This window comes from Pseudoalteromonas phenolica (genome assembly GCF_001444405.1).
Taxonomy (GTDB): domain Bacteria; phylum Pseudomonadota; class Gammaproteobacteria; order Enterobacterales; family Alteromonadaceae; genus Pseudoalteromonas; species Pseudoalteromonas phenolica.
This window is the reverse complement of the sequence record NZ_CP013188.1, coordinates 612,003-631,308: the sequence shown is the minus strand read 5'-3', so window position 1 is coordinate 631,308 and position 19,306 is coordinate 612,003. Positions and strand designations below refer to the sequence as shown.

The 19,306-nt window shown below is 39.9% G+C and carries 14 protein-coding genes; 6 read left to right on the top strand and 8 right to left on the bottom strand.

Annotation, left to right across the window (positions count from 1 at the left end):
- Window positions 1-105 precede the first annotated feature (105 nt).
- The 4 genes from PP2015_RS19875 to PP2015_RS19870 all read right to left on the bottom strand — a co-directional run bounded on the left by PP2015_RS19875 (window position 106) and on the right by PP2015_RS19870 (window position 5,808).
- Window positions 106-2,895 carry a collagenase gene (locus PP2015_RS19875; RefSeq protein WP_058032231.1) on the bottom strand — a complete coding sequence of 930 codons (2,790 nt, stop codon included), beginning with the start codon at window positions 2,893-2,895 and terminating at the stop codon, window positions 106-108.
- Between the two features lie 236 nt (window positions 2,896-3,131).
- Window positions 3,132-3,284 carry a hypothetical protein gene (locus tag PP2015_RS21985; RefSeq protein ID WP_157599123.1) on the bottom strand — a complete coding sequence of 51 codons (153 nt, stop codon included), beginning with the start codon at window positions 3,282-3,284 and terminating at the stop codon, window positions 3,132-3,134.
- Between the two features lie 15 nt (window positions 3,285-3,299).
- Window positions 3,300-3,470, bottom strand: coding sequence for a hypothetical protein (locus PP2015_RS21980; RefSeq protein WP_157599122.1), 171 nt, complete (start codon window positions 3,468-3,470; stop codon window positions 3,300-3,302).
- A gap of 175 nt (window positions 3,471-3,645) precedes the next feature.
- Window positions 3,646-5,808: an ATP-binding protein gene (locus PP2015_RS19870; RefSeq protein WP_058032230.1), complete on the bottom strand. Its 2,163-nt coding sequence runs from the start codon at window positions 5,806-5,808 to the stop codon at window positions 3,646-3,648.
- Between the two features lie 240 nt (window positions 5,809-6,048).
- Here PP2015_RS19870 and PP2015_RS19865 point away from each other — a divergent pair, with 240 nt between their 5' ends.
- From PP2015_RS19865 to PP2015_RS19850, 4 genes are all read left to right on the top strand, one after another.
- Entirely contained in the window at window positions 6,049-6,297 is a 249-nt protein-coding gene (locus PP2015_RS19865) for a hypothetical protein (RefSeq protein WP_058032229.1), read from the top strand.
- A gap of 14 nt (window positions 6,298-6,311) precedes the next feature.
- Complete coding sequence (hmpA, locus tag PP2015_RS19860) at window positions 6,312-7,499, top strand: NO-inducible flavohemoprotein (RefSeq protein WP_058032228.1); 1,188 nt, start codon at window positions 6,312-6,314, stop codon at window positions 7,497-7,499.
- Window positions 7,500-7,726: 227 nt separating this feature from the next.
- A complete protein-coding gene (locus tag PP2015_RS19855; RefSeq protein WP_058032227.1) occupies window positions 7,727-8,779 on the top strand; it encodes a hypothetical protein in 1,053 nt (350 codons plus the stop codon).
- A gap of 156 nt (window positions 8,780-8,935) precedes the next feature.
- On the top strand, window positions 8,936-10,393 hold the full coding sequence (locus PP2015_RS19850) for a serine hydrolase domain-containing protein (RefSeq protein WP_058032226.1): 1,458 nt from the start codon (window positions 8,936-8,938) through the stop codon (window positions 10,391-10,393).
- Between the two features lie 104 nt (window positions 10,394-10,497).
- Here PP2015_RS19850 and PP2015_RS19845 read toward each other — a convergent pair whose 3' ends face one another.
- On the bottom strand, window positions 10,498-11,541 hold the full coding sequence (locus tag PP2015_RS19845) for an alkene reductase (RefSeq protein ID WP_058032225.1): 1,044 nt from the start codon (window positions 11,539-11,541) through the stop codon (window positions 10,498-10,500).
- 133 nt (window positions 11,542-11,674) lie between these two features.
- Between PP2015_RS19845 and PP2015_RS19840 the strand changes: the two genes are divergently transcribed.
- Window positions 11,675-12,256, top strand: coding sequence for a TetR/AcrR family transcriptional regulator (locus PP2015_RS19840; protein ID WP_058032224.1), 582 nt, complete (start codon window positions 11,675-11,677; stop codon window positions 12,254-12,256).
- Window positions 12,257-12,314: 58 nt separating this feature from the next.
- Here PP2015_RS19840 and PP2015_RS19835 read toward each other — a convergent pair whose 3' ends face one another.
- On the bottom strand, window positions 12,315-14,675 hold the full coding sequence (locus tag PP2015_RS19835) for a type III PLP-dependent enzyme domain-containing protein (RefSeq protein ID WP_058032223.1): 2,361 nt from the start codon (window positions 14,673-14,675) through the stop codon (window positions 12,315-12,317).
- A gap of 315 nt (window positions 14,676-14,990) precedes the next feature.
- Here PP2015_RS19835 and PP2015_RS19830 point away from each other — a divergent pair, with 315 nt between their 5' ends.
- Window positions 14,991-17,627: a TonB-dependent receptor plug domain-containing protein gene (locus PP2015_RS19830; protein ID WP_405127379.1), complete on the top strand. Its 2,637-nt coding sequence runs from the start codon at window positions 14,991-14,993 to the stop codon at window positions 17,625-17,627.
- 61 nt (window positions 17,628-17,688) lie between these two features.
- Here PP2015_RS19830 and PP2015_RS19825 read toward each other — a convergent pair whose 3' ends face one another.
- Window positions 17,689-17,964, bottom strand: a complete 276-nt coding sequence (locus PP2015_RS19825; RefSeq protein WP_058032221.1) for a hypothetical protein — start codon at window positions 17,962-17,964, stop codon at window positions 17,689-17,691.
- Between the two features lie 75 nt (window positions 17,965-18,039).
- A complete protein-coding gene (locus PP2015_RS19820) occupies window positions 18,040-19,263 on the bottom strand; it encodes a glycerophosphodiester phosphodiesterase family protein (RefSeq protein ID WP_058032220.1) in 1,224 nt (407 codons plus the stop codon).
- Between the last annotated feature and the right edge of the window lie 43 nt (window positions 19,264-19,306).

The window sequence follows — 19,306 nt, the reverse complement described above, 5'->3', positions numbered from 1 at the left end:
AATGTAATCGTTCAATAAAAAGGCCAAAACCTAAGATGGTTTTGGCCTTTCACTCTGGGGGTTGTTTATAAAAACAAGAAAGAACTTCCTATCTTTAAAACTTTTTTAACGACAACCTGGTGTGTTGTAATCAACCACAATAGAAGCCCCTTTTGCATTACCCGATACTTTCAGGTAACCCCAATATTGGCTTTGGTTGTTTATATAAATACACTCACCATTCCCACTATTGGTAGAAGAAGCGTCTACATTTGTGCTGGTAGGCCAGCCTTGGTTGCTATATTCAAGGCTTAAATCGCCCGAACCATTTGCTGTTGTGATTGCGATGCTGTTTTGGCCGCTCACATTTTCTAAGCTTAACCAGATTGTGTCTTGCTCAGCTAGACATCTCACTTGACCGTCATATAAACGACCACCTGTTACAGGACCACTTGTCGCACACGCATCAGGGACATTGAAGCCTGAACCCGCGTTGAAGCTCGCCATAATCGACGTATCAAAGCTGTTGTAACCATAAACCATCACATGGTAAGTCCCAGCTTGTACATTACTGATCTCACATGTTTCGTTGTTACCGCCGATATAAGGACGGCAATCATAGTCAGACATGGTCGGCTCTGAGCCAAACTTCACGTACAGATCGGCATCACCAGTGCCACCGTTTAATGCAAAGTTTAGATTACTTGCTCCTGCAGGTACCACAAACGTGAATTTTAATACGCTGTCTTGCGCGCCAGAAATGGTTTTCGATTCACCATTTTTCAATTGGTTTGTTGGCGTAGTATCACCTAAAATAGTCGCAGTTGTTGACTCTGTTCTGCTCGCGCCTTCTGTGTCAGTTGCTGTCAGTGACACTGTATATTCACCCGCCTGCGCATAGCTATGTGCAGGGTTCGCTTCAGAACTTGACGTGCCATCACCAAAATTCCAAGTATAACTAGCAATGCTACTTTCTTTATCAAATGAGCCTTGGCTAGAAAAGTTAATAAGCTCAGCTTTGTTTGCCGTATAAGGGCCGTTAATCGCAACGACTGGCGCTTCATTTACTGTACCGCCACCATTAGCTAGTTGTTGTGTCCACTGTGTAAATTCGGCATCGTAATCAACTGCCCAATTGTTTAAACGCGCTTTATACGCCGCCCAATCACCTGTACGAGTCGAGTTAAGCATGAGCTTTACTTCATCAATATGGCGCTCAAACATAAATCGAACAGCCAAATAGCCCCAACGATAAATACGGTCTTGATCAAAGCCATCATAGGTTGTGTTGAAGATTGTACCTAACGTGTAGGTTGAGCCATCTTTAATAGTATCAATTGCTGCTTGGTTGTTATCTTCATTGGCAACATATTCAGCAACACCTTCACTCCACCACACAATTGCTTCAGTTGGCGCATTAAAATCACCATATAAGTCAAAGCGACCATCGAGGTAGTGAACATATTCATGCTCTAAGTTCCAGACATAGTGGTCAGGGTTCGCATAACTTGCTTCATATGCAACGAAGTTCGGGATATTACCTGGCTTTGAAGGATCGCCTTCTAAATACATACCGCCATTATTGGTATTAATACCAAAAATTGGGCCGCCATATTTACCGTAATCTGTGCTTGAATCAAAAATATTAACTTGTAATTGAATGTTGTTATCGTCAGCAACAGGCACATTATTAGTATCTAATTTGGTATGAAAATACCCTTCTTCATAGCCCATTTTGCTACATGCCGCTTGATGCTGGGCCGTTGTCATATTCTGCGAGCGAATTTTAATCGTGCTACTACATGTATAAGTTTGTGAAAGTACTTGATTCTCAAGCTGCTCACCATAGTTACAAATACCATAATCGTTACAGTCACCATGGTAGCTTGCTGTTTCTGCTGCACCTAACCAAGCGACATCACCGTAACCAACCATTTCATAACGACTAAAGATGTCTTTTAACCCTGCATCAACCGAAGCCTGAATTGCCGTACCTGTATATTGCTTAAGTCTACCTAGCTCTCGCGCTGCGTTTGCAAACATAAACTCAGCATCAGAGTTAATCATATATGTGCTGGTTGTGAACTTTCTCAGTGCTGCAACAAGATCTGTTTGAGTACCAATTTTAGCTTTAAATTCGTTATTCCACTGACCGCGGAAAAGCAAAGTGAAAACGCCATTTACCGCACCACGCATGTTCCATTTTGATGCATAGCTTTCGTTCCAGCGGTTTAGCCACTGAGTTACAACAGGTAGGTAAACATCTTGCTGCTCTGAGCTATCCATCGTAATGATGACTTCAGATAAGGTCTTACCGTGCGCATCATTGTCGTCATAGAAATGGCTATTATTTACGAATGCATCTATCGCGCCTTTAACTGCAGGCGTGACCCAAGTCGCAAATGTAACTTGATCGTTATAAAACTCTGCAAAATAACCCGCTCGCAAGAACAAGAACATCGCTTCAATGTTAGCATCCCCGCCACCTTGGTAGTTTTGGCTCAGTGTTTTTACGTGATTTGCCACTGCATACATATTGTTAGAGTCAAATGCGGTTGCTTGAATATTGCTCGAGGCTGAGAATAAATCGTTTACACATTGCACACCTTGAGACTTAATTTCATTGATCAAAGTCGAGCTATTTGTGGTAGCAAGCGCATTTACATTACACACTGCCACAGCCTGTAAATTAGACATTGAGAATGCATTCATTTGCATCATGACTGGTTGATCAACATATTGAGATTCAGCAGTTGGGGCATTTTCAACATGCGTTTGATTTTCTACGCCATGGTGATGATGGTGATGCGCTGTATTAATTGTATTTGCTTGCTGAATTTGCGGTGCAGTCATTGCAAAAGCGGTCATACCATAAAATGAGCCAGCTACCAGTACAGCGAGTTTTGTTAATTTCATTTATTTTTCCTTACTTGTTGTATTTTATTTGAACAGCTCGCTCAAACGCAAAACATTAAAGCAGCACATTAACAAGAATGCAATATATTGTATGCAATTATTATTAAAATAAACAATAAATTTACAAATACTCAGGTTGTCGATTTAATTGTAAGCGTTTTAAAAGACTGGAGTTTATGGTTTGAAAAAGAGGCTAAGCCTCTTTTTTATTTAGAACGTAAAAAATTTAATGTGGCTTAGCAAAGTTGTGTATCAGTACAAAGACCGGTAGTGACACACCATACTCGAGAGGTGGTTACACCACCTGCAACAGCTGGCGTTTGCTTTTCATCTAATTGCTTTTGCGTTTTAGATAAGTTTTTTAACTTCTTTTTATTTAATTTCAACATGTTAATTCCTTCTGATTAGCAAGTAAAACCAACAAACGATGTACAAATGAACGGATGGGTAAATGTGTCATCATCAATCGGCTTTGCTCCGCCACCAATCTGAGGTGTCGCAGCTGCGCCTAACTGTTTATTAGCTAAAGGTTGTTTAAGTGTTTTAAGGTTTTTCTTTTTAAGTGAAAGTTTCATCGTTCTTCTCCTTAGACAGTTGATGAAACATTAAATTAACATCCCTTTCTGAAACGTGTTAGAAAACAGTTAGAATGAATAAATATTAAACACCTTAAAAACTATCTAGAATTGAATATACAATACCAATCCTCCTAATTCAGCGATCTATTATTAGGATTGGCATAATTGCGCCCTATAACACTTTAGGTAATGTAATTTCTATTTTTAAACCACCTAATTCACTGTGAAAAGCACTAATTTCACCACCATGGGCTTCTACTACCTTTTCACAAATAGATAACCCTAATCCCGACCCACCTAGATCACGACTTCGCGACTTATCACAGCGGAATAAACGTTCAAATAAATGCGGCAAATCTTGTTCAGATACGCCCGGGCTTGAATCCGAGAAAGACAAAATTACAACCTGTTCATTATGTGAGATTTCAAAGCACACTTCCCCAGGTTTATCTGTGTAATGGATAGAATTTCGACTCAAATTAGCAACTACTTGATGTAACCTTGCCGCGTCTACTTCAAGTAAAACTTTATCGAGAGGTGACTTTTTCACTTCAAGATGCAAATCATGATCGCAAAGTACATCTTCAATTTGCCCAGCTAAGTCATCGAATAGCTCACTCGCATCATGCTTTTCTAAATTTAAGTTGAACGTACCTGTATCAGCCTGAGCCAGCTCATAAATATCTGAAATCAAAAGATTTAAGTTATCTAACCTTTGGTTTAATACCTTGTAAGTTGCTTGAGGGTCTGACACAAGATTATGCTCAAGCGCCTCTAAATGAAGCTTCAAAACGGCCAGCGGTGTACGTAACTCATGAGACACATCAGCAAGCAGTTGCTTTTTAAGTTCTAATGCTTGATTTAAATGCTTGGCTTCTTGCTCTAGGCGAGCCCTTCTTTGCCGAGTAAAGACTAAAACAAATCCAATGATAGACAAAAGCACGGCGACAATTGAAAAGCCAATGTAATGCGTAAGCGTTTGCTCAGCTTTTAACAAGGCTTGTTCAGCTTTTGCCTGCTTCAATTCAAACTGACCTGTGACATATTCTGATTCTGATGCTAAAACAAGCGTTTTCAAACTTCCTTGCTCTTTCATTTTATTTTTGTAGGCCATGTGCATTTGATTTTGTGCCTCAAACGCGCCAGCTAAATCCCCCATCCCCTGTAATGCTTGCGCTAAAAAGCCATAATACTTAGCTATGTCATTGCTTTTAAGCCGCTCAATTAACCTAAGTTGACTGTGCGCTTGTTCATACAATTCACTTTGTAAGTAAGCATCAATTAAAAGGTAACTTACTCGTGAATATGATTTCACATTCTTGTTTATATCTAAATGCTCAATGATTGTTTCTAGTGAGTCTTTCGCTAACTGAAGTTTTCCTTGGCGAAGATGCATTTCACTGATGTAAGTTTGCGTATCTAAAACAGCTAATGGAATATCTAGCTCATTCAATATTTCTAACGAAAGATTAAAATGCTCAGAAGCTTCAACAAATTGTTTTAAGGCGACTTTTTGTTCACCCATTCGCCTTAGAGTTACAGCCTGATCTTGCTTTCCATTAAGCCTTTTATCTAACTCGTAAACCTTCTTAAAGTAGTCATAGCTTTTTGCATGCTCTTCAAGCGCAGCATAGCTCTCAGCTAACCCCCACAGCGTGTCGCTCATCCAAAATTCTTGAGATTTTTTGGGCAAATATGGAATTTTTTGCAATTGCTGCAACTGAATCTCTAGTGATTTTTCAACTAAATCTAGGCTGGTATAAATGGCACTTTTCTGTCTTGCAACTGCCATTTCAAGCTGCACATTTTCTGCTTTTACAGCGGCATCAAGAGAAGCATCTAATGCGATAACGGCATCAGAATATTTGTTTAACTGCTGAAAAGCATGAGCTAAAAATCGATTAGCATGTGATGATAGAGTATGTAACTCAGCTTGCTCAAAAAAGTTCGCGGCAGCTTTTAAATAAGGGACTGCATCGAAATGATTACCTCGAGTAATAGCCATATTTCCGCGTGAAAGGTTTAACTTACCTGAGTATTCTAAGCTCTCAAATGACTCAAGTAGGGTTTCTAATTTCGCCAAATAAATGATTGTTTGATCAAAACACCCCTCGCGTATACACACAAGAGCAGCTCTATGAAGCACATAAGCGGTTTGCGCTTGTGACAATAGACTACTATTTAATAAATCATCCGCTTTTTTAAGCAAAACCTGCCGTTCTTTAGATGATTTAGTGCTTTCAGCTTGCACTTTAAATTCATCAAACTTCACGTTAGCAGAGCTGAAAGCTGCCGCACTAAAAAATGCAAAAAACACAAAAAAAGCAATTTTCATATTCTAGATTAAACACTTGATTAACAACCAAAATGAAAGTCTAGCGCGTAATCGAAAACGATTCCAACTAAAGCCCAATACAATTTCACACATACAAGTCAAAAAGACTCACTCACAACAAGGTCACAATGACTCAAAAAACAATAAGAAATTAAATTTAACCCAATAATATCAATAAGATAAAAACTGGCACTAATGTTGATTTGTATAGCTCGTCGCGTTTAATTAAGAGTAAGCTTTATGCAACCAAAATCCTTATCAGAGCAACCCCTTTATCAATACTGCTTAAAGTTCGGCAGCCGTGCCATGGTGATTTTGTTATTACTGACGCTCTGCTCGCTCATTATTAGTTTTTCACTAGCAGAACATTTCTCTTTATCTGTTCAGATTGCTAGCCATATCGCAACAATCATTTTTAGCGCGTTATTCAAAGTTGCTTATGTGGTTCGCTGTATCGGCGCTTATCACTTAGGTCACACAAGTTTTTAATCCTGAGGAAAATCATGTTAACCAAACAGCACATAGATATTGTTAAAAGTACATCAGTCATTATTGAACAAAGTGGTAGTGCCATCACTGATCATTTCTATAATCGTATGTTTAGAGAAAACCCTGAGCTTAAACACATTTTCAACATGAGTAACCAGCATACTGGTCGTCAAAAAGTCGCATTATTTGAAGCAATATTGGCCTATGCAAAAAACATAGACAACCTAAGTGCATTAAAAAGTGCAGTAGAGCGAATTGCAAACAAACACGCTAGCTTTTATATTCAAGCGCATCACTATGACATTGTTGGTCTGCATTTAATTGAGACGTTTAGAGAATTATTAGGTTCAGACTTCACTCAAGAAATTGAAGATGCTTGGACCACAGCTTATGGCGTACTTGCTGATATTTTTATCAATAAGGAAAACTCAATTTATACAGAAAACGCCAATAAGCTTGGAGGTTGGCAAGGCAAACGTGCATTTAGACTCGTAAGTAAAACACCAGAGTCAAAATTGGTTACTAGCTTTGTATTCGTTCCTGTCGATGAGCAAGCCGTTGCTGACTTTAAACCTGGCCAATACTTAGGTATTGAAATCAGCAGTGAGCATTTTGAACACACAGAAATACGTCAATACTCGCTATCTGCTAAGCCTAATGGGCGCAGCTATCGTATCTCGGTAAAACGGGAATTGGGCCAGCATAATGGGATTGTTTCAAACTTCCTGCACGATCATTTAAATGTTGGTGATGTTGTTGACTTACATGCTCCTGTCGGAGATTTCTATTTCTCAGATAAACAATCTCCAGTTGTGCTTATTTCGGCAGGGGTTGGCATCACGCCAATGCAATCTATGCTTGAATTTAAGTCTGATATTAAATACCCACACCCTGTTACATTCTTACATGCGTGTGAAAACCAAGAACAGCATTCGTTTGCACTTCAGACTGCAACTATATGTGAGCAAAACCAATGGGCACACCATACTTGGCTAAGAGAAACGAAAGAGACTCAGTTAGAGCAAAACCAATCAAATGGATTGATTAATTTTTCGCAAATAGAATTGCCTAAACAAACTGGTAACTTCTATATTTGCGGGCCGATTGAGTTTATGAGATTTGCTAAAACCGAGCTAGAAAACTTGGGGGTCTGCAGCAGTCGAATTCATTATGAAGTATTCGGCCCTCACGCCCAACTATAATTTGAAAGTCATCTCCATCAAAGTGACTATGCATGTCATTTTGATGGTGCCCCACATAGCACACTAAAAACCAATACTATTTACTCATTTTAAATCCACATACTAGTACTTTTTTGCAAACCCTGATATTAATAATACAACTTTAGTAATTTAAAAAAGCAGACTAATACTTTTTAAGTATTACCAAGGATGTACTGGGTCAGTTTTCAACATATTTGGGGTGCAATATGCATTTATTCGGATCTGAAACAACCAATACATCAAACGGCGCACGTCCTCTCGTGTTTTATGTCATCATCACTTGCTTACTTTTTCTAATTACCTTTTTCAGTTTTCCTTCTAAAGCGCTCACAATCATGTCAGGTGAATTAGATAGACATTTAAAGTCATATAACTATGGCACCAAAGCTGATAACCGCTGGGTGATGCCATCAGCACACGACCAACTAACATTCGAAAAAATGTTTGAAGCTTTTTATCAACAAAACTGGCCGCTGGCAGAAGAATACGCGCAACAAATTGACTACCTAGTCATACAATTTTCAGATGTAGACACAGGTAATACTTACTACTTATTACAAGAGAAAAACCAACTACCAAGTAGCGATTTTAAAGGTGGTGGTACATATGTGCTAAACCCAAATGGTCTAAACGCAGTTCTTCAAGCACCTCACCCAAAGCGCGACTCTTTCACAGGAACCCAATCAATTGACGCTTTTTTACATACGCAGAGCAAATTGCTGATGCTTGCTGGTACAAGACGCGACAGCAGTCATGATATTAGTGAGTGTACAGGGACTAACTATTCTGCAAGTGACGTTGCTCACCAAACCGAGTCTTATTTTCAAGTCGCTCACGAGCAAGCTAGTAACTACGATGACGCTACCGTATTTATTCAATACCATGGTTTCGGCTCTACAACTCGCGCCAAATTACAATCTCAATGTGGGACTGATAACGACCTAATGCTTAACTTAAGTGAAGGTGTGCGCTACGCAACCAACGATGATGAACACAGCATTATGCAACTGCTCAGAAAAAACGTAGAAGCGGGTGGCAAAATTAAAGCCTGTGTTTATGGTAACGATACAAAAAGTCTTGGTGGTACGTGGAATGTGCAAGGTCGCCACTCAAATGGCTCTGTAGATAGTTGCCACAAAAGCGCTGATGCTTCAGCAAAACGCTTTATTCACCTAGAGCAAAGTTATGGTGTCAGAAAATATCACCGCGACGCGATGGCTGAACACTTAAAACAAGCATTGACTCAGTACTTTCAATAAATTTTTATTTGACGAAGATCCCCCAAACAAAACGGCGAGCTTATGACTCGCCGTTTTTTTATTTGTAAACAAGCATTTCAATTCAGTAGTCACCAATCAACAACTTTGATAGCTTAAAGATTAAACTCCCCTATCTCGAATAATTGAGGAACCGTTATGTTTACAAGGAAATCCGTTAGTATTGCCATTGCTGGTAGCTTGGTACTCGTCGCAGGCACGCTTAGCCAACCAATCCATGCTGCAGACACAATCGAGCAACATATTCAAAAAAGCATTGTTATTGCTGGAGAATCACAACCTAATACTAGCTTGATTCAAAGAATGGCTGAAGAGAATGTGCCGGGTTTAAGCATCGCAGTATTAAAAAATGGTGAGATTGTTTGGGCTAAAGGATTTGGCATAGCTAACAGTAAGACAAAACAACTAGTAAGCGAACATACGTTGTTTCAGGCAGGCTCAATTAGTAAACCCATAGGTGCATTAGCCGCGTTAAAATTAGTTGAGCAAGGAAAGCTGTCTTTAGACGAAGATGTAAACAAATACCTAAAAGGTTATCAATTAACTGGCGCTAAGCTATCTAAAGAAACACCTGTCACCCTTAGACAGCTACTCACTCATACCGCAGGGTTATCAGTGCACGGGTTCCCCGGCTATTCAACAGGTGATAACGTTCCTTCAACTATCGATGTCTTAGATGGTAAAGGTAACACGGCTAAAGTCGAAGTTGTATTAACGCCAGGTTCTGAATGGCGTTATTCTGGTGGTGGCTACACGGTTATGCAGTTACTGGTTGAGCAAATTAGCGGACAGACATTTGCTGAGTTTACCGATGCAAACATCTTAAAACCTATGGGGATGCTGAACAGCACCTATGCACATACATTACCAAATGATCTTAAGACACGAGCCAGCGCTGCATTTGATGGTGGTGGCAATATGCATTCAGCAGTATTCAATGATTACCCTGAAAAACCAGCAGCTGGTCTTTGGACAACCCCAACTGATATTTTAAAGTATGCCGCTCATATGCAAGCCATTATGAACGGTAAGAAAGATGGTATTTTGCAAAAAGAAACCGTACAAGCCATGTTTACCAAACATAAAAATGATTGGGGCCTAGGCCCTGCATTAATGGACGTTGATGGACAACTTGCATTCGGACACGGAGGAAAAAACCTTGGTTTCACAAATGACTTTAAAGCGTTAGTAAATAAAGGCGATGCTTTTGTCGTGATGTCCAACGGTGACAACGCAAATACACTGAACAACGAAATTATGGCAACATTATCTAAGCATTATGATGTTGCATTCTTAGAGCAAACTGTCATTCAGCCTGTCACATTAACCCCCCAACAACTAGACGCCTATAAAGGTGAATACCTGCTACTTACTGACATTGGTTATAACGGCGACTTCATCTCTAAAATTAGCGTGAACGAAGGTAAGGTGGCAATTCAAAATCCGGGGGACGTAATGCCGTCTAGGCTCGTGCCGGAAAACACCTCGAAATTCATCAGTGCTGTTTCTGGCAATGAGTTTGTTTTTAAATTCGATGGTAAAATCGTGACAGGACTAACTGTTGCCGGTCGATTTGAATTACAAAAGATAAAATAAAGAAAATAATTAAAAAATATAAAAAAGTGCTTACTAAAGAGTAAGCACTTTGGTCTAAGTGAATTTTAAATCGGAAACTTTTTTATTTTGCTAAAACCTCAGCTCTAAACAAGTTGTGTTAGCATTTCTTCTGAGTATTCAACCACTGTTTCACCTGCTTGAACACGCTCAACATAATTTGGGTTAGCAATGAAAGGTCGGCCAATTGCCAGTAAATCGAATTTATCTTCAGCTATTGCATGGCTGCCAGTCTCTGCCGAAAAGCCACCCACACCCACCAGTGTATGTGGATAATTTTGGCGGATATATCTACTCACAGTACCGCCTAAATAATCGAATTCCATGGCATCGTCGAAGATACCTACATGCAGATACGCTAATTGGCGCTCAGACAATTGATCTAACAAATAATCAAACACAGCTTTGTCTCTGCTGTCAGCTTCCATATTGAAATATGCCCCAGGAGATAAACGTAACGCGGTTCTATCTGAGCCAATTCGGTCACTGATGGCATCTACTACTTGCAGTGGAAAACGTGCCATATTCTCTGGAGTCTGACCAAATTCATCTTCACGGGTATTACTTGAGTAATGCAAAAACTGGTCAACAAGATAGCCATTAGCACCGTGGATCTCTACACCATCAAATCCAGCATCAATGGCATTCGATGCAGCTTGTGCAAAATCATCAACCATTTGTTGGATCTGAGCTTGCGTCATAGGGGTTGGCGTTTGATATTCAAGTTCACGCATTCTCGGCACAGTACCTTCAACCTTTACAGCACTTGGCGCAAGTACCTCATCGCCTTTGTAAAAATACGGGTGAGATACTCGCCCTGTATGCCAAATTTGTGCAAAGATTTTTCCGCCATTTTTATGCACTGCATCTGTGACAACGCGCCAACCATCAATTTGCTCAGGCGTAAATAAACCCGGTGTATTTGGATAACCTTGGCCGTCTTCACGAATTTGTGTTGCCTCTGTGATGATGAGGCCTGCACCTGCTCGACGAGCATAATAATCAGCCATCGCTTGAGTTGGTACCAAATTATCATCGGCCATACAACGCGTAAGCGGTGCCATTAAGATACGATTCTTTAGTTCTATGGTGCTGTTTAATGCAAATGGTTGAAATAGGTTGTCAGTCATGGGATATCTCTTTAAGTAATATTCTTGAACGTTTATTCAAGATAGCCCTATTTGAATGATCGTTCAAGAACTTTTTTGAACAAACATTCAAATTGATTTAAACTTGTCTCATTAACACTTCAAGACAAATACAATGCGTAGTGCCGAATTCGACAAAGTTGCAGTACTTCGAGCTGCCATGCAGGCCTTTTTAAATAAGGGTTACACTAAAACCAGTATGCAAGATCTCAAGCAAGCAACGGGTCTTCACCCTGGGTCTATTTACTGTGCTTTCGAGAATAAACGAGGCTTACTGCTGGCTGCAATTTCGCAATATAACCAAGATAGAAGCGATGAATTTTGTGCTTTCTTCATCAATAGCGACTCAAGTAAACAAGGTCTAGAAGACTACTTAGGGCATATTGTTGCAGAGTGTTTAAGCTGTGATACCAGTAAAGCCTGCTTGCTCACAAAGGCACTTAATGAACTTGCAGAACAAGATAGTGAAGTACAAACCTTAATCAGCCAGCAACTAGAAGCATGGCAGGCAGCAATTACCGATAAATTTGCTCGCGCACAAAATGAGGGCGATATTTCTGATGAGCGCTCAGCGGAATGTAGAGGACGATATTTTGTAATGGGTATTTATGGCTTACGTACATTTGCGAATACGCACCCTGAACCTGACACATTGAAAAAGTTAGCAAAGCAACTGTTCAAAGACGTTTGCGCTTAATAAAAACAAAAAAGAGCCTAGTCGGCTCTTTTTTCACTTCATTTAGATACTAAATTATTTACTCAATCTCTGTTGGGCATGTATTTAAACTTTGTTCAGTTGTTCTATAACATAGCCTTTTAAGAAGCCTGCTCACTTCAATAGTTTCAATAAACGCATTCTGGTCTTTATAAATCAGGTTATTATTTAAGTCATAGCATTCAATGTAACCATTATTAACCAAGCAAACCGATTTTTCAGTTGAAACAATAGTATCAACATTCGCTTTATCTTTTAGCAAATCATTGAAATGTGACTCATTTTCACCCCAACAACTCCACGCGCCAGAGATTAATTTTGCACAAGCGTCTTCTTTTGAGACCGCGACAATATCAGATACTAAACCCATCTCAGGCACTCTGGTCACTTTTTCATAGACACTACCAAAACAGCTAACCTCGCCTTGGTTATTCAACAAACAGAAATAGTTTCCTCTCGCGATCCCTTGTTTAATCGGTACCGTTATTTCTCCAACATTAAATAAAAAGTTATTGCTATCTCTACAAAGCACCTCATCAACTCTGAAGTAGCAATTGTACTTTTCACCAGTCTTGTTGATCACCGATGTCATATTGCTATACCCATCTTCAGAGATGTTTTGTCCATCTTTATCGACGGCATTTAAAACAACCTTAGGGTATGTACTCGTCGAATTATTCGTAACTTTAGCGACTGTAGAGTCTACTACCTCAACCTCTAAATCAGATGAAGTCGTTGACCAAGTCAAATCATGATTTTCTTGTCCATAATAGTCCTGAGCGTAACCGAAAACATAATAATCACTGCCAGAGAGGTAAGTTTTACGACTGCCTGTAAATAGCTTCAGATGACTTCGATTTAATTTCACATCAACATACTCAATCGTAGAAACTGTGCCTGCCTGCATCACAATTCGTAGCATCATATTAGCTGCTAACTTAATCTCACTTGCCTTAAGCTTAATTTGTATCGCATCACCAAGGTAAGTCAACTCAGCTATTTCTAAATCAGCATATGTAACATCTGACACATCTAGAGAAATATTGTCGAGTATGCTCGCATTATCTTGTATCTGCGCTGTAAATATTAACTCTTCATTTTTATATAACTGCGGTGTTGTTTCAGGTTCAATTACCTTTAAAACTGATGAAACAGATGACTTACTCAGCATGTCAAATGTCGCATTCTTACTAAACTCTCTTCCATCTTTAAACGTCACTTTATAAGTCACTAATGTGTTTGCAACTAAACTAGTCTGCTCTGGAATTATCATTTTGAGGCTTGTTGCTGTTTCGGTTTTATCAGTAATTAGCTCTGAACTTACGATCCACTCAAAAGACTGGATATCCTCAGCACTATCAGTATCAACGCTCACCACCACTTCTTGCCCTGGCGCAGCATAAACTCTATTGACCGATAACGATAATTTGCCTATTTGTACAACATTTTTCACTTTAACTTCAGTTTGGACTGACTTTTTCTCGCCACTTTGCGCTTCAACATCCAACATTAATATTGCACTAGCGTCATCAGATACCTCATTTGCTTTGATAGTCACGGTTTTATTTTGGGCATTGGTTAGTTCTCCTAATGAAGTATCCAACCAGCGCCATTGATAAGAGACAATGCGCTCAGATGATTGAATTTTAGGCTCTATCAGCAAATAATCTTGTTCGTTTAGCTCATAACTTGCGTCAAGATTAACGGTCAAACCTTCGTCACTTTTTGGTAAAATAGTTAGTTCGAAGGGCTTACGGTATTCATCATGATCCGTAGTTACAACAAAGTTCAAAGTATAAGAATACTGGCTAGTTAATGTTGGCGCTGTGAAAGTAAGCGTTGATGAGCCACTATTATTCGATTCTTGCGTAGTAACTTTCATATTAGAAAGCTCTAACTCATCTGTTTGCCATGCAATGTCCGTAATTTCTTCATTTGAAGAGAACTTTGCTGTGATATTGATTGAATCACCAGAGAAAAATTCGTAGTTATTTTGTAAATCAATATCAACTTGGCTATCTGTGGCTTTCACCATAACTGTAAAAGTTTTCTTTACTTTGTTATTGGCACTGTCTGTCACTTCAAGAGTTAGCGTTACTTCTTGATCAGTTGTAACAGCGGGAAATTGCACTAATACTCCCGTATCAGATGATTCCATAAAGTTCACGCCACTCAACGAGCTGGTCCAATTTATAGTAACAGCCTCATTTTCAGGGTCATAGATTGATGTACTTAATCGAATTGCCGTTAGAGCAGACGTTTCTGTGTCACCTGAAATAGTGACTTCAGGTGCTTTATTTTGACCTACTGGCTGTGGATTTACAGGCTCGCTTTTATTTCCCCCGCCACCACCACAGGCTGTTAACAAAACACAAAAAATAAATATTGATAGGTTACGCATTTCAATGTTCCTTATTTGGATTAAATTCCTCAATTTGGAACTTACACTGAACTTTGAGCAACTGCACTAAAATAAATGTATTAAATTGTAAGTAATTAATTTTATTTTAATTATTGCCATTTCAGGAACATTTCAGAAAACTCAACGGGTACATTAATGCAAAATGTAACAACAGCCATATATTGTTTCAAATATAAGTAGATAGGCTATTCACATAAGGTTGCCACTATGTTAAAAAAACATTTCACCATAACAATGACAACATAGATTAACAGGGAAATCATGAAAGTAATCAATAAACTATCTGCTGTAGCAATGGCTGTGATCGTTGCTAATTCAACTTCAATATATGCTGCTGAAAATACCGAAGAAGTAGAACGCATCGAAGTTACTGGTTCACATATTAAACGCACTGATATGGAAGGCCCTTCACCAATACAGTCTCTCTCTGCAGCAGACCTAGCTGCGACAGGTTCAACAGATCTAATTGGCGCATTACAAAAATTACCAGTATCAGGCGCAGGTACTTTTAGTACTCAGGGTAACTCAAGTGATGATACCGCCAACGGTGGTTCAAGTGTTGCACTTCGAGGCTTAGGTGCTTCGTCAACATTGGTATTAATTAATGGTCGTCGTGTTGCTGTAAGTCCATTCGCAAAAGACATCGAAACCTCTTTTGTTGACTTAAATACTATCCCAGTTTCAGCTGTAAAACGTATCGATATTCTTAAAGACGGTGCCTCTGCAACTTACGGTTCTGACGCTGTAGCTGGTGTAATCAATATTATTATGCGTGACGACATCGATGGATTTGAAGTCGCTGGTAAAATCTCAGATACCGCTGACGGCGGTGGTGAAGAGCAAAACTTCACCCTACTTTGGGGTTCTACAAGTGATAAAGGTTATCACAACTTCTCTCTAGACTATTTTAAACGCGGCGACGTATTTTATGCTGACCGTGATTATGCCTCAACAGCCGATCAACGTTTCCGTGGTGGTAATAATTCGCTGAGCTCTTCAGGTATCCCGGGAAGCATAGAAGTTGTTAGAAGCATGCTAACTGACGCACAATGGAATGCCCTGCCAACTAAGAGCATTGCCGATGACGGCACACCAGTTAAGCAGACTATTTTTGCAGACGTTTGGGGCAATGATAAATGTGATGAGTCATTGATCATTGGCGATATTTGCCGATATGACTATGCACCACATATGAGCTTAGTGCCTTCAACTGAACGTATCAGTTTTAACTACAACGGCGTGCAAGAAATTACCGATGACATTGAAGGCTTCATGGAGTTTTCAGCGCAACACGCTTCTACATTCATTCAAGGTGCAGGTAGTCCAAGCTTCACAGAATTATTCATGAGCGGCGATAACCCAAATCATCCACTTGCCGATGACGCTGATCATTTCCTACATGGTGTTGATATTTCAATGCGCCGTCGTACATATGATATTGGCAACCGTAAGAAAGACGTCGACTCTGAGTATTATCGTGCCGTGATCGGCGCCCGTGGTTCATTTAACGATTGGGATTGGGAAACAGCTTACTCAGCTATTCGTTCAAGTGCAGTAGAAAAAGGCTTTGATGGCTTCCCGAACAAACTACGTGCTCAAGAAGCGATCGATAAAGGTTATTGGAATCCGTTTGAACCAAGTACCAATACCCCTGAAGGTTTAGCTTTCATTGAAACAACAACAACACGGTATGGTAGCTCAAGCATGCAGTCTTTTGATGCGACTGTATCAGGTGAAGTATTTGAACTAGAAGCAGGCGCGGTGGCTGCTGCATTTGGTTTAGAACACAGATACGAGAAAATCGAAGATAATCCAGATAGCCAATACCTACGTGGTGAGATCTTTGGTACGGAAGCAACGCAGGCTAACGGTGATCGCGATAACACCGCCCTATTTGCTGAATTCAGTGTGCCAGTGCTTGAAACATTAGAGCTGCAATTAGCTCTTCGTTATGAAAACTACAGTGACTTTGGTAATACCACTGATCCTAAAGTTGCCTTCCGCTGGGCACCTTCTGAAGATTTAGTTGTTCGTGGTTCATGGGGTACTGCGTTTAGAGCACCTTCTTTGGTTCAACTTCACTTAGGGCGTACTGACGAATCGCCAAGCGTCATCGACAAAGAGCGCTGTAAAATTACAGGCTCCGAACTTGACTGTGAACCGTACGAGTACACAGCCGTTGTTGCTGGTAACAAAAACCTACAACCTGAGACATCAACTAACTACAATTTAGGTGTTGTTTGGCAAGCGACGGAAGATTTCTCTGTGGGCGTGGACTATTGGAACTACGACCAAGAAGATCTTATCAAAAAAATCGGTGCGCAAAAGCTAGTTGATTGTTGTGGTACTGATGCAAACCTGGTTGTACGGGGCCCGAACGAAGGCAGTACTCCAGGTCGTATTCAAACTATCTATGATACCTTCGTGAACATTGGTGGTCGTGAGACAGATGGTTTTGATTTAAACCTTGCTTATAAGCTTGATACCAATGACATGGGCTTCTTCAAGTTTGACTATAAACTTAGTTATGCACTGAACTTCGAAGAGCAATCTTTTGAGAGTGATGCAAATGGTAACACCTCAATTGCTGCTGAAGATCTAAATGGTGAATATCAGCATCCTCAGTTCAGATGGACTGCAAGCATTGATTGGGAATTAGATAATGTACTCACTACGCTAAGCTTCAGCCACATCGACGCTTACAATGATTTAGAAGATGCTAATGGTGATAAGTTTAAGATTGATTCTTGGACCACGCTGGATGCTTCAGTGAGCTACACAGGTTTTGATAATCTAATCTTAACAGCCGGTGCAGCAAACCTCATGAATGAAGAAGCGCCGCAAGCACCATCTGAATCAATGGGGATTGATAACAAAACCCATAATGCGCTTGGTCGTCAGATGTACGCGAAATTCAAGTACAACTTCTAAGACATAAAAGCAAAAAGCCCTAGAGAATTTTCTAGGGCTTTTTATTAATTCAGGTTTTTAATTACTTACCACTTCTTGTACCGGCTCCGCCTCGAGTAGCAATTGACCTTTCAAACTTTTCCGCATCACGCTCAGCAAATGCCTTACGATATGCATCTTCTTCTTTAGTCACACATTTTTTCTTTACAAATCGACTACCCAGCTTCGGCTCTGTATAACACACCATATCTTCTTCATTTATTTCTGCATTGTTAGCCTGAAGATTGTTATTAGTAGAATTACAGCCAGCTAAAAAAATCATCGCGATTAATGAGGCACTCAGTGTAAAACTTTTCATAATTATTCCTTGTTGTCTGATCTGTACAGAATAAAGCTACACAAAAAACTACTGATTGTGTAGTTTTTATTCAAATTAATTTATACAGTTATCATAAAACGTTGTTGTTGCGGGCCAATCACTGAATACACCAATTACACCCACATCTTGGGCTAGAAAATCTAAAAGCGTTAACGTAAATCCATCATCTTTAGCTAACTCTTTCACTGATTGATAATAAAAACCACCATCATTATTGAGCGGCCCAGATCTTTCTAGTGACCAGGCTATGATGTTTAACCCTGCCTGTTTAGCTTCTATCGCATAAGTTGATTGTGAAAGCTCCCCTTTATCATTGACTTTCACAAGCATCCAAAGCGGTGGCGCTATGATATTCACTCCCATGGCTTTCAGTTCATCCATCGTATGTAGCCAAGTACTCGGTTCATTGTGATCAAACCCAGCAATTTCATAGCTATCATCTAAGTAAACCGCTTGCTGAGCATAATCAGGATGATGTTTAATCCAATATTGTACGTCTGAGAGTAAAAACGATTGAGGAAACACATCCTTCGCCGGCACATCTGCTTGCTTATATTCTGCAATCAGTTTTGTCGCATAATCTTGCTGAGTAAAGCCGTTGAATGGCATCTCAACTTGTGGTGTCTTAAGCTCAGGCGTCATTTTTACGCCTAGCCGTTTGAATAACGCAATACTTTGTTTATGCGTCATTAATGTACCACTTGCTGCATATAAATCAGTGCGCCACTTAGGTGTGCCCTGCATATACTCTTGTTTTGTTCTAGCAAATTCGTTGGCACCGTCCATCTTGCCTTTGAGCTGCAAAAATTCATCTAGGGTTAAATCTGAAGTACAGCACTGGACCTGAGCCTTAATCCCTTTGTTGATATCGCCTGCTTGAAAAGGAATACGACATTTATTCGCAAGTTCAGGCATGGCTAATATGTTTGTCGTGGTATGCAGGTCGCACTGAGAATGACGACACACCAAGGCCTCGTCCTTAGTAAAAGCCACATCGCACTCTAATATACCAGCCCCCATTCTAGCTGCTGCAATATATGACTCTTTCGTATGTTCAGGAAATTGCAGAGGCGCGCCTCGATGGCCTATAGAGAAATCAGTTTTTTTAAAGCTCGAACCTTCACACGCGCTAAGTCGGCTCTTTAGTTCAGAATCTGGTAGTTGTTCTAGTAAATAATAGGGTCGCACACCGACTTGCACTTCCTCATTCAATAGTGAAGGTTGCTTGGTACTGCACCCTACGAGAAATATTAGTCCTAGTCCTAGAAATCTTTTCATAACAAGCTTTGTATTTGTTCATTTATGACAATTAAAGCACTCA